Annotated in this window: 12 protein-coding genes; 6 read left to right on the forward strand and 6 right to left on the reverse strand. The window is 44.8% G+C overall.

Annotation, left to right across the window (positions count from 1 at the left end; all coding sequences use genetic code 11):
- Positions 1–130 precede the first annotated feature (130 nt).
- The 3 genes from EMP01_RS09290 to EMP01_RS09300 are packed head-to-tail and all read right to left on the reverse strand — an operon-like array spanning position 131 to position 7,373.
- Entirely contained in the window at positions 131–2,074 is a 1,944-nt protein-coding gene (locus EMP01_RS09290; protein ID WP_129021229.1) for a DUF3857 domain-containing protein, read from the reverse strand.
- A 19-nt stretch (positions 2,075–2,093) separates the two neighbouring features.
- Positions 2,094–4,019: a transglutaminase-like domain-containing protein gene (locus EMP01_RS09295; protein ID WP_129021230.1), complete on the reverse strand. Its 1,926-nt coding sequence runs from the start codon at positions 4,017–4,019 to the stop codon at positions 2,094–2,096.
- A gap of 60 nt (positions 4,020–4,079) precedes the next feature.
- Positions 4,080–7,373, reverse strand: coding sequence for a tetratricopeptide repeat protein (locus EMP01_RS09300; RefSeq protein WP_161971292.1), 3,294 nt, complete (start codon positions 7,371–7,373; stop codon positions 4,080–4,082).
- Positions 7,374–7,556: 183 nt separating this feature from the next.
- Between EMP01_RS09300 and EMP01_RS09305 the strand changes: the two genes are divergently transcribed.
- Positions 7,557–7,919 carry a hypothetical protein gene (locus EMP01_RS09305; protein ID WP_129021232.1) on the forward strand — a complete coding sequence of 121 codons (363 nt, stop codon included), beginning with the start codon at positions 7,557–7,559 and terminating at the stop codon, positions 7,917–7,919.
- 115 nt (positions 7,920–8,034) lie between these two features.
- Here the strand turns inward: EMP01_RS09305 and EMP01_RS09310 are convergent, their stop codons facing one another.
- Both EMP01_RS09310 and EMP01_RS09315 read right to left on the reverse strand, forming a co-directional pair.
- Positions 8,035–8,676 (reverse strand): DUF4272 domain-containing protein, encoded by a 642-nt coding sequence (locus tag EMP01_RS09310; RefSeq protein ID WP_129021233.1) that lies wholly within the window; start codon positions 8,674–8,676, stop codon positions 8,035–8,037.
- A gap of 40 nt (positions 8,677–8,716) precedes the next feature.
- Entirely contained in the window at positions 8,717–9,592 is an 876-nt protein-coding gene (locus EMP01_RS09315) for an RDD family protein (protein ID WP_129021234.1), read from the reverse strand.
- A 249-nt stretch (positions 9,593–9,841) separates the two neighbouring features.
- Here EMP01_RS09315 and EMP01_RS09320 point away from each other — a divergent pair, with 249 nt between their 5' ends.
- The 4 genes from EMP01_RS09320 (at position 9,842) to EMP01_RS09335 (ending at position 15,557) form a co-directional block, all read left to right on the forward strand.
- Positions 9,842–11,608 carry a T9SS type A sorting domain-containing protein gene (locus EMP01_RS09320; protein WP_161971294.1) on the forward strand — a complete coding sequence of 589 codons (1,767 nt, stop codon included), beginning with the start codon at positions 9,842–9,844 and terminating at the stop codon, positions 11,606–11,608.
- 197 nt (positions 11,609–11,805) lie between these two features.
- Positions 11,806–13,395 carry a ribosomal protection-like ABC-F family protein gene (abc-f, locus tag EMP01_RS09325; RefSeq protein WP_129021236.1) on the forward strand — a complete coding sequence of 530 codons (1,590 nt, stop codon included), beginning with the start codon at positions 11,806–11,808 and terminating at the stop codon, positions 13,393–13,395.
- Positions 13,396–13,409: 14 nt separating this feature from the next.
- Entirely contained in the window at positions 13,410–14,111 is a 702-nt protein-coding gene (nfi, locus tag EMP01_RS09330; RefSeq protein WP_129021237.1) for a deoxyribonuclease V, read from the forward strand.
- A 93-nt stretch (positions 14,112–14,204) separates the two neighbouring features.
- Positions 14,205–15,557 (forward strand): methyltransferase RsmF C-terminal domain-like protein, encoded by a 1,353-nt coding sequence (locus tag EMP01_RS09335; RefSeq protein ID WP_129021238.1) that lies wholly within the window; start codon positions 14,205–14,207, stop codon positions 15,555–15,557.
- On the opposite strand, the gene EMP01_RS09340 is transcribed toward EMP01_RS09335, so the two are convergent.
- Positions 15,558–16,217 carry a J domain-containing protein gene (locus tag EMP01_RS09340; protein ID WP_129021239.1) on the reverse strand — a complete coding sequence of 220 codons (660 nt, stop codon included), beginning with the start codon at positions 16,215–16,217 and terminating at the stop codon, positions 15,558–15,560. It lies immediately after the preceding gene.
- 120 nt (positions 16,218–16,337) lie between these two features.
- On the opposite strand from EMP01_RS09340, the gene EMP01_RS09345 reads away from it, so the two are divergent.
- Positions 16,338–16,598 (forward strand): hypothetical protein, encoded by a 261-nt coding sequence (locus EMP01_RS09345; protein WP_129021240.1) that lies wholly within the window; start codon positions 16,338–16,340, stop codon positions 16,596–16,598.
- The last annotated feature ends 42 nt before the right edge of the window (positions 16,599–16,640 follow it).

Genomic DNA, 16,640 nt, shown 5'->3' on the forward strand with positions numbered 1-16,640 from the left:
GCCATGGATTTATACAGCCTTGATTTTTTGGCGTTACCTTTTGTATCAAGACAAAAGGTAACAATAGATATAAAAGGAAAACTAAAGCTCATCTTTGTACACCCTATTATTCTAAATATACATATCAAGACTATATCTTCTCCAGGACCAGTGTTACTTTGTTGAAGTCTGCAGAAGCATTGATCACTTTACGGAAATCCTCTACCTCAGTTGCATCATAACGCGGTTGCGCATAGAATTCTTCAATCACTACGGTCAGAACATTGCCTTTCATGCTGTGCGAGGAGATGAAGCCATATTTTTGCTGACCATAGGTAACTTTAAAGTCTGCCGCATTGGGATTGGAGACTTTGTAGCCCTGTGGTACATGCACAATGATCTCCCGTTTCAGTACATGCGGGTATGCGATCGAAATAGGCAGAATACGTTTCTCCTCCCGGTACATTTCCATTTGCGGACCTATAATATCGCCTAGCTTAAACAGATATTTACTGCCTGCTTTTTCGATAAGTTTATCGGCCTTGATCTCTGCTACAATCTCCACAGGCTTATTGTCTGTATAGTGTTCCAGCCCTTTATTGTTGAACTGGTAGCTTAATATATCACTCTCTTCATCCGCAACAAACATCAGTGCCTTAACCAGTTCTTTTTCTTTCTCTTTAGGTACCAGGGTTACATTTTCCCTCATTCCTACAGATGAGGCACCTGTAAAGGAATGGGACATCTTGATCTGCGGAGAGAGGTCTTGCTCGTTAAAGTTAACGGTAGCCACCAGAGCAGTAATGTTATCCTCTATTTTGGAGCGGGGCACCTCTCTGAATACCTGTACCGAAGAGGTAACACCACCCAGAGATACCCGCTTACAGAACAGGGCTTTATTGCCCTCTACATACGCACCCAGTGCTGGGTAGCGCATAGTGGTGGCAGTAGGTAACAGGAATTTTTTGGTTTCCGGAAAATGGAAGATGTATATATCCAGGTAGTTCCACAGCTCCATTTCCTCATCCAATTCATATTTGAACCGATTGGCGGTAATGCCCGCCTCATGCTTTACCTGCAGCAGGTCAAATGCATTGGCAAACAATTTAAAGATGCCACGCTCTGTAGTCGTCTTTTTCTCAATCATATAATCAAGCCGCTCATAAGCCTCATCAGTCAGCTCTTCGTTAACGACGAACTGTTCTTTGATCACTTTCTCCAACTTAATAATGCGTTGGTCTACAGGCATGTCAACCGTGATGTTCAGCGATTTGATATATTTTTCCAGGGCCTTCTGCTCCTTCTCGGTAGGAGTGTACAATTGGGTGTAGATCCCTTTTGCTAAATCGGCCCAGGTGTTTGCCCTCTGCCCGTCATTGATATAGCTTATTTTATAGTCAATCCGTTTGGCATTAGGATCAGGATCGGCATATTTTTCATCCTTAAGCGCATCAATCTTTGCGAATGAAGCCTTGTATGTTGCTGTTTTTTCCTGCTCATCTTCCTTTAAAACTGGGGTAGGGAAGCCGTTATAGCCTTTGCAGTCAAACTTAATATGATCTGGTGTGGACAGGACAAACGATGAGGAAACGGTCGGTATGCCGAACTGAAACAGTTCTGAGCCAAACGAGTTAACGGCGCGTTTTTCTTCGTAGATAAATTCAATCTCATCACCTACCGCAACATTTTCAAAAGCAACGTGGTATTGGGTATTGCCATATTCATCCTTAGAAGTCTTGGTGTCTGATTTTTTGATTTCATATACCTTACCATTTGCCTTGATCGTGCGGGCTTTCAGATCCACTATCTCTCCAGAGCGCGATGGTCCTATCACCATTTTATTAAAAGCCTCTAAACCTTTCTCGTCCTGTAGTTTGACAATGCGGTGAATAGTCCGGTACAGAAAGAAATCTTTGGTTTTACTGTCGAATTTATAATTCAGTTCCCTGGCATCTTCCATAAAAATCAGCGACTCTTGTGCAAATTCTTTAGGTACCTCATGCATGGCAGGCTTTTCGGTCCACGATAACTGAGCATAGCTAAAGGCCGGTAACAACAGGAATGCAGATGCGCAGTGCAGCAGTATCTTCCTCATATTCAGATGTGTTTTTGTTTTATTTGATTTTACTGAGTTCTATAGTTTCTTTATATGCTTTTTGCAAAGCGGCAATCATAAGATTATATTCCTTAAACTGACTTTCTTCAATCATCAGTTTCTCGAAGGTGAATTCACTTTTCAGGGTCAGCAATGTACCGTTTTGCTGGTAACTGACACGATAGGCACCCAGGCCTTTGAAATTGTGCTCCTCATTGTCGGGCACGTAAGATACTTTGTATCCCTTCGGAATCTCCAGCACAACCGTGTATTGCAGTGTCTGGTTGAAATCGAAATTCACCGGAGCCTTGCGTGTCTGGGTTTCAATCTTTCCGTCTGCAAAAGGCTTGAGCAGGTGCATATTGATATAATAATCATCACCAACGTTTTTGATATAATCCTTCAATTCAAAAGAAGCATTAATGTGCAGAGACTTCTGTTTGTCTTTTTCCAGCACATAGTCAAATGATTTTTGAGCGTACTTATTATTGCCTCTTGAGGTAATGGCCGAAAAGACTTTTTCTTTATCTTTCTCGCTCATGTACATCAGGTGTTGCTGCACTTCCCAGGCAGCATAGCCTTTAAAGTCTGAGTGTACCACACCAGTCAGCATATTATTCTCGATGCGCACATAACTGCTGTCGCGGATAATGCCACCCGAAGCATTCTTTACCGGTATGGTTACGATCTCATAATCTGTACCATCATGCGCAATAAACGCATCTTTGCCCTGCAATGAATAGGGTACACTTCCGTACGGGGTAACATTGTCTGTTGCATCCAGGAATACCCATTGGCCTTCAATCTTCACCGCACCGATCATATGATTAAATGCACCGGGCATCGGAGTTTGTTTGAGCGAGTAGGGCAGGTCTCTTGTACCGATCCAGACATAACGCGCATCCAGTCCGGCTTCGCGGCACATCATCACCAATAGGCTGGACTTGTCTTTACAGTCGCCAAACTTGCGCTGGAATACGACATCGGCTTCCCTGGGCACAAATCCGCCTAAGCTGTCTTCAAAAGCGATATACCGGATGTGCTCCTGTACCCATTCAAATATAGCCCTGGCCTTGTCTTTGTCATTGGAGATGCCCGTAGTCAGTTCTTTTACCTTGGCCTTAAGATCGGTGCCTGTAGCCTGGTTTATGTTCTTTACTTTGTCAAACAGAAAGCGACCCAGATCGTCAGCATTGCTCAATACCTTTACCGGCTTGTCGCTATTGGATGCCGTATACTCCTGCACCAGGAAAAATACGTGTGGCAGGTAATAGTACACTGCCGGGGCATCGGCATAAAACTTTGCTTTAGGTACCTGTCTGCCCTCCCAGGTTATAGTGATCGTTTGCTTGTTTTCTTTTACTGTTTTTTGCAGCCATGGTGCATCCGTGCCCTTAAAGATCTCGGAGATCTTTACACTTTTGGGAAAGGTAACAGAGACTACCTGGTGCTCAGTAGGCAGATAGTTTTGCAGGAACACTTTAGACATCAGGAAGATGTCGCGGAAGTGCTGTGTATATTTTAAAGAAGTTCTATTACCCTTGGAGAGGTTGTTATAGTAAATTTCCTTTTCCTTGGTGTCATCGTAAAATACATGTCCCGAGGTGCCGGGGCTTGTTTTAATATTGGTCGTAGGGATGCTTTTAAATCCTTTTGCAGTGGGTATAAGAGTTGCTGCTTCTAACTTACCCAATGTCGAGAAGTAGCTGTCATGTACTGTTTCTACCGACAGCGCGGCTGCCCTTGTTTCATCAATCAGCATTATCTCCTGCTCTACATCCATGCTGGCTTTTAGCGCGCCTTTTTCATAATATATGTTTACATAATGATAGTCTTTTGTGTAAACACCTGTTTCTCCGCTATATTTCTGCAACAGCTCTTCTGTCGATTGTGCAGACAGGTTACTGCTTACAGCGCATAGTAAAAGGATCAGTATTTGTTTCATATGTGTATTGTTTTGCCCTGGCAGATGTAATGACTAGCCAGGGCTTATATTCCATAAAAATTATTGTATGGCCAGGCCGTAATAGTAAAGCACTTCCTTCATCTTACCTGTACCATCTGTGATCTGCATTTTACCGTGTTGCAGACCATCGATGAAATTAGTGGCAGATAAAAGATTGCCTTTCTTATCGTACTCCTTTCTCATTCCCTGCAGCATATCATCTTTGTAGAATGATTCTTCAAGCTTCGAACCGTCTTCATTCCACCTGTTGTACAAGCCGTCGCACATTCCTTTTTTGAAGGTTCTTTCTTCGGCAAGCTTTCCATTACTGAAATAAAGTTTCTGCACACCTTCATACAAATTATTAACCCAGTTAAATTCCATTGCTTTAGCACCATCTGCATAAAACGTTTTTACTACAGCCGTACCATTAGTAATCGGAATCATGGGTGCTTTCGTATTATCCTTGTTCAGATAAGCATAACCGATAAGCAAGCCACGGTCATAGTACAGCAAGCCCGCTATTTTACCCTGTTCTCCGAAAATAATCGATTCGCCATGTCGCTCACCATTCACTGTGTTGAAGAGGTAGCGCAATTGCTCTCCGCAATAGACTTTAGTCGGGCCGCTCTGTTCATCATCTATATATTCGTTTGTTTCTGTCAGATTTCCGGCAGCATCATATCTCTTTAAAGTGCCGTTCAGATCACCTTTGTGGTAGATTGCCGTAATCCATGGTTTACCGTTGGGGTGATATCTTTCAGATAAGCCCTCAAGTTGTCCCTGTTCAAAATTGCTGCGCTCGATAACCGTTTTATTATCCAGGTATTTCAGGTATGGGCCATTAAAGCTGCCATACTTAACCGGCACCGTGATACGTGTATTTCCGCTTGGGTAGCGAAGTACATAAACACCTTTCCCCTTCGGGAAATCTATTCTGGGAGCCGATTTGCCTGTAGTATCGTATTGGGTTACACCCAGCAGCATGCCGTTATCGTAATACTGTATGAAATCAATTTTTTCATTATAAAAATACGATACCTCCGGACCGGATCGTTCTCCGGCATTGAAGAAATTGCTTTTCGATACTTTACCGTTTGAAAAATAGTTCTGAAGCCCGTCCTGCAACTCATTTTCATGCAGATAACCCTGGCGGGATAGTTTTGAGGCATCTGAGAAAGAGGTATATGGACCCTCGTCCACTCCATTAACGGTAGTCTTCTCATAAGCCAGTGCCCCGGTCGAATGATAATATTTACTCGTTCCGTCAATAACACCATTGGTATACGGAATCTCCGATTCTATGCCACCAAATTCCTGGTATGTTTTTACCAGTCCATGATTCTGTCCCTTTTTGTTCAGTGGTGCCGATTTTATTTTAACACCATATTCATTGTAGGTTTCCAGTAAGGTAAGGCCATTCTTATCCGCAGCTGTATAGATTACCTTTCCTTCAAGGTTTTTGTATTCAACAGCAACCGGCGAGCCGTTATCAAAATTAACCGTTGCATATTTTACCTTGTTTTTATTGTAGCGCTCCAGCAATCCATGAAGTACGCCGTTTTTATACTGCTGGGTAAAATAGCTTTCTTTCTCATCGTAGAAGTCCTGGCACAGGCCATTGAGTTCGCCATTAGTGTATTCATACACCATATCGGGATGCCCGCTTTTGAAAAACTTTTTATACGTCCCGTTCAACTTTCCAAGTACATACTGTGCATCGAGTTTCAACTTACCGTTTTCATAATACTCTTTATAGATACCATCAAGTTTATTATTTCTGATAGAGTATTCTTTCTCCAGTTTGCCATTGGAGAAATATACCTTGTAAGACCCGTCTACAGCCTTATCCGCATCAGATTTGTCATAGACCATAGTATAATGTTCCTTTCCATTCGGGTGCAGATAGGTTACTTTAAAATTCCCGTCCTTATCTTTTACCTGAGTCGATGCTACCTGTCCATTGTACCAGTAATCGGTCCGGTCGTGGAATGAATGGTTTTGGTCATAGTTAATACTATACTCCATATTACCGTTGGTATAGTACTGCACGAACTGACCATTTTTGGCATTTCCGTCTGTATATGTTTCCTCCATGCGCAATTGACCATTCGGATGGTAATATTTCCAGATACCCTCTTTTTTTGTATTGGCATTGAATTTCCCTTCTGCACGCAGCATATGGCCTTCATAGGCCTTCATATACCCTTCTTTTAATTTGGTAAACATGATGTCGGCAGGTTTGCCTTCTACGAACATACCATCAATAAGCAGGTAATTTACCTTGTCCAGCGTACGTTTTTTGTAGTTCAGTTCCCGTGTACCCAGGATCATTCTGCGATAGGGATCTAGTATATCGGTAATAGAGGCTAACTTTTGTTTTCCTCTCTTACCGTCAACATGTTTGTCTACAGATGCAATGCCATAACCCGAAAACAGGAACAGCATATAATCATCAAAAAGCCCTTTTTCCCGGATATCCAGCAGAAAGGGTACATAGTATTGCATCACGAAGTTATTATCCTTTTCATCATATTGCAGTTTCTCAAAGATCACCTGCATCTGGCGGATAATAGCATCATCTATTTTGCCAGACACTTTAAAATCCTTGCCCAGTGCAAGTTTAGAAGAGATCAGTTCATCAATCTCATCAAATAATTCGTGACGGTATACCGGTTTTTTGTCACGGTAATATCCCGCAGCATCATCCTTCATGGAGGCAATAGTTCCCAGTATCAGGATAGGAGAGCGTGCTTCGTCCAGATCTCCGGTACTTGATAGTGCACCTTGCATTGCGATCATGGCTTCGGTTAAGCGGCCTTGCAGGGCGTAAATCGTGCCCAGCAGGCGATGCGATTTCGGATGCATAGGATTATAGAGCAAGGCTGTCTGTAGTTGCTCTATAGCTTTGTCGTATTCCTTGTTCTGAAGGTATACCACCCCTTTTTCGTAAAAAGGTCTGTGATCGTTCGGGTAGCGTACATGTGTAGAGTCGAAATAAGCAATTGCCTTTTCTTTATTACCCAGGTTAGAGTAACCTACACCAATATTGAGCAGAATCTGCCGCTCCTCCTGCGGGTAAGAGTTCAGTAATTGTTTATTTAAGGCTATTGACTTCTCATACTGGCTATCGACCAGGTAAGAAAGTGCCAGTTCATATTGTGCAGCATAGTAATTGGTATCACCTTCCTGTATCTGTTCAAATGCCGCAATAGCTTTTTTGTACTCGCCTTCTTCGTACGCAGCAACACCGCTATTGATCAATTCTCCGGAATTGAGCAGCTTTTTCTGAGCATGGGCAGGGAACAGGGCAGCTGCAGACAGGCAAAGCCCTGAGAGTAGGATATGTTTCATGCCATATGAATGATGCATAGTAGTAAATTGTATTTTATGATAAAATGTTAAGATAATGAAAAAGTGCATTAACCGGAGAATTTGAACACACTTTTTTAAGAAATATAGGTATGCAGAATTGTTAAATCACTTTTTGGTGAATTTATGTATATTTGACTATCATTAACCCTCTGAATTTTTTTTATGAAAAAGTTTTTAATGGCTGCAGTGCTTTCCTGCGGCGCATTTGTAACGGCACAGGCCAATTCCCTGACTATTATTAACCTGACGAGCTGTACTTTCCGTTGTGGCGTATCCTGGTACGGAGATGTGATGGCTGCACCGGGTACAACAACCATCAACTCTATTGGCCAGGATCTGGAATCGCTGAAAATGGAGTGGCTGGATGTAACTGGTACTTACCGACAATTGGTGTCTGGAATTACGCTTCCGAATACGAACAGTTTAGGTATGCCGGCACCTGCATGTCCGGTACCAAATGGTTTTATTACCCTTAGTTGGGCACAGGCTTCCTTGTCGGCCAATGCAACCATGGTGATCTTTTAAAGGATATTACAATTACGATAAAGCCGCACTGCCTATGGCAGCGCGGCTTTATGCTTTGGGTATTGGCAAAATAACCTTTATCTCTTTAAGGGTATAAGTTACATATCAGACTTATCTACGTTACCATCTCCACATGATCCCAGTCCACATCCTTATTCATCATCCATTCCAGCGCTTTGCGACGTTCATAGACAAGACCTTCATTCACCGGTGCCTCGTTTTGTTTAATGCGTTCATCTACACAGTACCAGTGTATACGATAGTAATAATCCAGCATGGTATACAGCTCGGCTTCCGTTCTTAATACAGACAAGGCCTCAATCTTCTGGTTGGTTTCGCCTTCTTCCAGGTTAGGCAGCAGGGTAGCCATTTCATCACCGCACCATTCCTTTTCATCCAGACTGTCGATCATATTAGTGGCCCACATCAGCGCCCATAAACCCTCCAGGTACCAGCGCAGGGTATTCAACTCCACATTGCTCAGTTCTTCTTCTTTCTTTTCCAGCACAGCCTTTTCCCATTCCGACAAATGAGCATCCAGACCCGATTGACTGATCCAGTCTTTAATGATTTTTACCGGTGCTTCGAACGAGATATTGATCAGGGCATTCATTACCGACATCCTGCCTTTGATATCGCTCAGGGAACGCATGGCAGGTGTTTCCATCACCGGCAGCCATTCTATAAAGCGATAACCTTTGTCACGGATGCGGGCTATATTCTCTTCTTTGATGTGTATTCTTTGCGCTTCGGTCATTATATGTTTATTGAAATATGGTTTGGTAATTGAGGGTGTCTTAATTACTGTTATTGCCTATATTTTGTGCTACACTCTTAAAAGAATAATTGTCTTTATACAGGAACATTTCCTGTCCGGTAAATATTTTATCCGGGTACACTGTATTCAGTAATGTATGGGTAACCGTACGGAGCTGCTGCAAGTGTTCATCATCTTCCAGCTCATTCTGTTTGAGCTGATGCACAATGTAAATATACTTCAGGTTGCTGCCTGTAGTTTTATCGTAAATGCGTACCGTTGTGCTCATCTTGTCGCCCAGACTATCGGCAAACACTGCTTCCAGCGCTTTGCTGGTTTGTTCGTTATAGCTCTGCTCGATATAAGGAGCTTTTCCGATATTGCCCATAAATGTGCGGAATGGCATAGCAATGGCCAGCATAAATCCATATGCCAGTAACAGGGACAGGAGTAGTTGAGGCAGTTTCGTTCTGGATTTGGGATGCTGCGCCGGATCGTAATTGACCACCTTAGTTCCGGCAACAAGATCACCAAGTCTTCGGCCCGGATTGATTAAAGTAATGATCACTTCTACAGGCCAGATGATGCAAAACAGGTTGCGCACAACCGTCCTCAGAGGACTGGCAATCGCACCGGTTTTATAGTGCACAATCTGCAACTTAGTTATTCTCTTCCCCGGACTTCTTCCCTGGAATACATCTTTACAAAAGTAGAAAGCAAAGCCGATAAGGGAAACGTAAAATGAAGGGCCGGAAATACCAAATCCTGGTGTGGGATGGGCAGTATTAAAGGCCGAAAAAAAAATCATAAACACAGCCGGCAGGGTAAGGATCATCGCCGCCGCACTCATGATAAAATGGTCTAAAAGCATAGACCCGATGCGGGTTCCGGTATTGACTTTCGATTGAGTATACATCTGTCTGTTTATTGAATATGGTAGCCGTAAAGGATGGGCACAAAAGTAAATTTTTCTAACGATATTGAGGTATATGTGTAGTCATATAGTGCTATTGTATTAATTTTTTATTTATCATATATTTGTGAATAATGAATTGTTTCACCAGTCCGGATACAAACCAACATCATATATTTTCCGGCTACTACACCTGTTTAATAAAGATTATGCATACTTCAATCCTTATCCATCACCTTAAACACTATGTTTATGACACACCCATCCCATCGCAGGGTAGCCGCCGGCACCCTCAAAACCCACTATGCCCGCATATGTAGTTATGCACTCCTGATGTGCAGTATGATGCTGCAACACTTAGCTCACGCACAGGTATTCAACAGTTCCACCTCTACCGAAACGACCTTTCCTGCTCCGCCACTGGGGCCTATGTACTACCTGGATAATAATATCAAATACCTCTTTACCTCCTCTGTTTACACTACATTGCTATACGCCCCGCCTTACATGAGCGGTACGGCTTCTGTAGCTTCCTGGTCGCATGATATGTATGTGACCCCCTCCGGTGCCAGTGCTGCAGATGGTGGCGGCTTTTCACTCGGACTGATTGAGCCTGCAGGCAGCTATATCGGCCTCCTGGCAGTGGCAATGCCCAATGCGGCCAATATCTCTGCAGTAGCTATGCATGGCAATTGTCAGGAGAATGTTATGGTCGTATATGCTATGCCCTGTGGCGGTGATTCTCTGGACGAATGCCGGCCATATGCACAATATTATTACCAGATGTACCATTGGGTGCATCCAAGCTCCCTTACGCCTACAGGCCCGCCGGTAGCGCTCTCTACCGGTTGTTCTTTCTTTGATCGCATCAGTATTGATATAAACCATGATGCCACCAAAGCGGTTGTAGTATGGGGACATAATAACACTGCCTTATTTTCCAAAGCATTTGACTTCAATACGGGAGTTCTTACCGTAGGGCCAACCAATATTATCTCCACCAAAGGGAACCTGGCCGATGTCGCTTTCCGTAAAGATCCCGGCAGCGGTACTGAATACCTGCATTTTGCCTATCTCAGCAGGGTGATTCGGGCTTCCTGTGAAGAGGTATATGAGGGAGACACTGATCTTGGATTATCAGAAGCCACTTTTATAGAAGGCATGACCACTTTTAATGACCTGATGTCAGGCACTTTCTCCGGGCTAACGGATCTTAATATAGAACCCTCCGGTATCTCGGGTATTGTAGATGAAGCGCACCTGGTGCTGGATGCACCGGATGTTTCTGCAGCACCAAACTGGAGCTACACCTGGAATGAACGCACGGATAATAGGGTATATGTGCGTACATACAAAGACCTGGTGAGTTTACCTACCGATCCCAGCTGGACAGTCAATAACGGTATTGTTGGCGGACCTGCTCCTCGTTTTACACCCGGAATCAATCCTTCTGTAGCCTATCATCCTATGGGTAGCCAGTATTTTGTTGGCTTTGCCGGTGGTCCGAAAGATTATGTAGCCTGTCAGATCAATGATCTGGGCGGACTGGTATCCATGAATGACTACCTTGAGGTTCCTAATAGCAGTGCCCCTACAAGTGGCAAACCCCTGGTGGCACTCAGCAAGAACAGTACCGGTGATTACCTGTATACTGCTTTTGTGCAGGAAGATGAAATGGGCAATTTCAGCCTGGTACATAAAGGGCATCCCTGGATGAGTCCTATGGCCTGGAAACAAACTACTGTGCTGGATGGCGCTCCGGGAACTGATGTGCGTGTTTACCCTAATCCATTTACAGATGTCCTTCACTTTGACGTTCCGGATGCAGGACAAACCGGAGTATGGACCCTGACCATAACCAATGTACTGGGACAATCAGTAGCTGATATACGCGGCGCCACAGCAGAGATTAATAATCGCCTGCAGCAGCTGGCACCGGGTCTCACACGCGGCCACTATATGCTGACGATCGATAACGGATCAGGAAAAGTGCAACATAAAACAATAGTGAAACAATAATACAGCATGTGTAGTTGGAGGGTATCGCTTCGCGATACCCTCCAACTTTTTTAACTTTTGGCTTAACGTGTAATTCGTACCTTTGCTACTCTTCAAGCGCAGATATACATGTAGAATTTATCTTTTCTTATGGTTACAATATCAAATGCCGGCTTCCGCCGGAAGTCTGGCTATTGTTCACATTCAAACGAAAAGATATGTTGGTTATACAACAACTTACTTACGCGCATTCCGATAAAACTATATTATTTGATGAGCTCAGTATGAGCATCAGCACACAGCAGAAAGTGGCCCTTGTCGGCAATAACGGCGTGGGCAAATCCACATTATTGCAATTGATTGCGGGCAGACTGCAATCACAGGCCGGTAGCATACAGTTACAGGAGCAGCCTTATTATGTGCCACAGGTATATGGTCAGTTTAATGACCTGGACATAGCCCGGGCATTGGGCGTGGCCGGGCGTATTGCAGCATTGCACAGTATACTAGCCGGAGATATGAGTGAACGAAACCTTGATCTGCTGCAGGATGACTGGGCTATAGAAGAGCGATGTACTGCTGCGCTGGAGCAGTGGGGCCTGGGTGCATTTAGCCTGGATACACCTATGTCACAACTGAGCGGCGGGCAGAAGACTAAGGTCTTTCTGGCTGGTATCGCCGTACATGAAGCCTCCTTTGTGCTCATGGATGAGCCCAGTAATCACCTGGATCAGGAAAGTCGCAATCTGCTATATGAGTACATCCGCAATACCCGTCATACACTGCTGGTGGTAAGCCATGACCGTACCTTGCTCAACCTGCTAGATACGGTTGTAGAACTGAGCCCTAAAGGGATAAGCCTGTATGGTGGCAATTACGAAGAATATAAAATACAGAAACAAACCGGCCTCGAAGCGCTGCAGCAAGCAGTGCATCATAAAGAGAAAGAATTGCGTAAGGCAAAAGAGATAGAACGCCAGGCAGCAGAACGAAGGCAGAAGCTGGATGCACGGGGTAAACGAAAGCAGGAAAAAGCCGGAGTGCCCACCATTATGATGAATACCCTGCGCAACAGTGCACAGAAGAGTACTGCAAAGATGGGCGATGTACATGCGGACAAAGTACAGTCTATACGCCAGGATATGCAGGACCTGCGCAATGATCTGCCCGATCCTGATCATATGCGCATTGGCTTCGCCACCACCGATTTACATCAGGGTAAGATATTATTAAAAGCAGGGGAGATCAATCATAGTTTTGGTGACCAGCCTTTATGGAAGGAGCCTTTGTCCTTTATCCTTGTCAGCGGTTCCCGTACGGCTATTGCGGGTGCTAATGGTTCTGGCAAAACTACATTGTTACGGATGATTATGGGTACGCTGGAGCCACAGCAGGGCATGCTGTACCGTGCAGCGCATACCATGCTCTATATAGACCAGGAGTATAGCCTGGTACAGACCAGTGATAGTCTTTATGAACTGGCACAGCAATATAATCGTACCGGACTGCAGGAGCATGAAATCAAGAACCGGTTGAAACGTTTTCTCTTTGGCCCGGAGGATTGGCATAAATCTTGCTCCGTATTAAGCGGAGGAGAACAGATGCGTATGCTGCTCTGCTGCCTGACCATACAACAGCAGACGCCGGATATTATTGTACTGGATGAGCCTACTAATAACCTTGATATTCAGAACATGGCTATACTTACAGCAGCGCTGAATGAATATAAAGGAACGCTGATTGTAGTGTCGCATGATGCCTATTTTCTGAAAGAGATCGGCATAAAAGATCAGATCTGTTTATCTTAAATTACATTATAGCTATGGAACATACTTCTTTATATGACCGCATGAGCCCTTCAGAGGCAGTGGAGCTGCAAAAACAGCTGCGTAGTCAGATCGACCTGAGTCCTTATGAAGGGGACATTAAATATATTGGTGGTGCAGATATCTCTTTTAACCGTTTTGAAACAACCGTTTATGCCGGGATCGTTGTGCTGTCTTATCCTGAGATGCAGGTCGTTTCGCGCGTTGCAGTGGTAGAAGAGGCAACATTTCCATACATATCGGGCTTGCTGGCTTTCCGTGAGGTGCCTTCTTTGTTGAAGGCCTGGCAGCAGCTTGAACTCAAACCCGATGTGCTGGTACTGGACGGGCAGGGTATTGCTCATCCGCGCCGTCTGGGTATTGCCACGCACTTTGGTCTGGTGGCTGGTGTGCCCACACTGGGCTGTGGCAAAAGCAGGCTTACCGGTACGTTTGAAGAACCGGACAATGAACCGCTGTCGCAGCGACCGCTCTGGCACCAGGGAGAGCAGATAGGCGTAGTACTGCGCACCAAGCGCAACTGTAAGCCGGTATTTGTTTCTCCGGGACACCATATCAGTATGGAGCAAAGCGTACAGTTGATCCGTAACAGTCTCCGGGGTTATCGCATACCGGAACCTACGCGTAAAGCCCATCTGTGGGTCAACGAGGTACGCCTGCAGGCCAAAGAGGCACCCGGACAGCAATTGTTTGTATAAGCTTCGGTCATTTTCCGTCTAAATCGTATTTTTGTGCACATTGCATGGTTTTGGCCATGCAATGTTTGCTTTTAATGAATTGCCCGGAATTTTATGACATCACTACCGCAACATGTTTTTGATACTGCTCCTGACTGGAATGAGGATGCTTATGTAATGGCCCATCAGCAGGCACCACCGGTATCGGTACGCCTCAATCCGCTGAAGCCTTCTACTGCATTTCCTGAGATGCAACGGGTGCCCTGGAGTGCAAACGGACTTTATCTTCCGGAAAGGCCCTCTTTTACGCTGGACCCTTTGTTTCATGGCGGGGCGTACTACGTGCAGGAAGCCTCTTCCATGTTTGTAGAGCAGGCTTTTCAGCAACATGTATCGCGTAGCCAACCGCTTAAAGTGCTGGACCTTTGCGCGGCACCGGGCGGTAAAAGCACACTGCTGGCCTCTTTGCTCCGGGCTGATGATCTGCTGGTATCGAATGAAGTAATACAAACCCGTGCATCTATACTGGTAGAGAATATGACGCGCTGGGGGCAGATGAATACCTGGGTGACCAATAATGATCCTAAAGATTTTGGCAGGGCTACGGGATTCTTTGATGCAATGCTGGTGGATGCACCCTGTAGTGGTTCCGGTTTGTGGCGGAAGGATGAACAGGCTATTGACGAGTGGAGTGAAAGTAATGTACAGCTTTGTTCTGAGCGTCAGCAGCGCATCCTGGCCGATGCCTTACCTGCATTAAAGAAAGACGGGGTACTTATATATGCAACCTGTTCTTATTCTGTTGCAGAAAATGAGCGCATTGTAGACTGGCTCGTTACAGAAATGAATATGACAGCCTTGCGTGTAGATTGCGATGCCGCATGGGGCGTAACAGAAACGCAGTCACCACAGCATAAAGCCTGGGGTTACCGTTTCTATCCCTGGAAGGCCAAAGGGGAGGGCTTCTTTCTTGCTGTACTGCGCAAGAATGACGGGCTGGTCACGGATAGCCTTTACCAGAGCAGTACCAAACAAAAAGCCAAAGCGAAGCAGGATGCAGCATTGCAGCAGCAGATGCAGGCTTATTTCAATACAGATATTGAGCTCTTCCAGCACCAGGATATGATCTACGCGGTACATCCCGAACACAAGGCTTATGTTGACTCTATGCGTGGGGCATTTTATATTAAAAAAGCAGGTACGGCAATGGGTACTATGCTCAAAGAACTGGTGCCGGAGCATGACCTGGCACTGAGTGTACACCTTGCGGAGGGTGTCTCCCGCATTGCTCTAAGCCGTGATGAAGCATTACATTACCTCAAGAAAGAATCGGTACGCACCGGTGACGGATATAAGGGATGGCATGTGGCTACTTACGAAGGAGTAGGTCTGGGCTGGGGTAAATGGATGCCTAATCGTATGAACAATTACCTGCCCAAGCATTACCGTATCCGTATGGATCTGTAACTACACCTTACGGCTGTACCAGTACATTGCAATACATAACAGTATGGCAATCGCCAGTATAATCCAGACTATATTTTTCTGATAACGATCGGTATGTTTACGGCTATCGAGGTAAGCTTGTATGCGCTCCAACTGCGTTTCCTGTTGCGCACATAAAGCAGTCAACCGGTCGGTAACCATCCTGCACTGGTGCTCTGGCAGCACGGTGCATAAGGCCAGCACATCGGCACAGCATTGTGCATATTGCTCTTCGCCAGCTTTCTGCTGAAACACGGCAATGTTATGGTCATTCAGTAAGGAACAGAGATAATCGGTAAGGTGATTTTCTATTACATGATGTGTTTTTCTGTACACAATAGCATCCGCCACATGACGTACCCGGTCCAGGATCAGTTCCGGGGTAATTGCCTGGGTGTACCGGATTGTATTCTGCTGCAGCAGCCATAATTCTTTATCGTATTCCTTTCGTTTTACAGCATCCGTCAGCACTTCATAGGCCTCCTTGATCAGGCTGAAATGCGTATGTGCAAAAGCATTATCCGCATTCTTATCCGGATGAAACTGGTGCGCCAGCCTGCGAAACGATTTTTTGATCGTATCGGTATCGGCCTGCGGCGGCACTTCTAATATCTGGTAGTAATTGCTGATAATACGGGTTATTTATAACTGCTTTCCGGATACGGAGGCAAAGAAAAGGTACATGGGTACGAAAATAGCATATAAATGCATTTTGATTTCTGCATTTCGCATATTATCTTTGAGAAAATTTGAACAATCGCCATGATGAATAAACATTTACTGCGTGCTGCCTTCTCTGTCTGTGGTATCGGTCTGCTGAGCCTGGGTTTTATCTCCTGCATTAAAGATTATACCTGTCGTTGTGAAATCTCTTATTCCGGTAAGCCTGGATTGCCAGAGCCTACTGTAAAAGAATATTCTATCAAAGATAATGGCAGTGGTGCTGCTTCAAAATGTAAAGCCGCTTCCCGTGTGACTACCGAAATGGGCATCACAACAACGGAGACCTGCGATCTGTATTAATCTGATCTCATACATTTATTTATAAAAAATTGCGTGCATTGA

Origin of the sequence: Edaphocola flava (genome assembly GCF_004118155.1) — a bacterium.
In the GTDB taxonomy this organism is placed as follows: domain Bacteria; phylum Bacteroidota; class Bacteroidia; order Chitinophagales; family Chitinophagaceae; genus Edaphocola; species Edaphocola flava.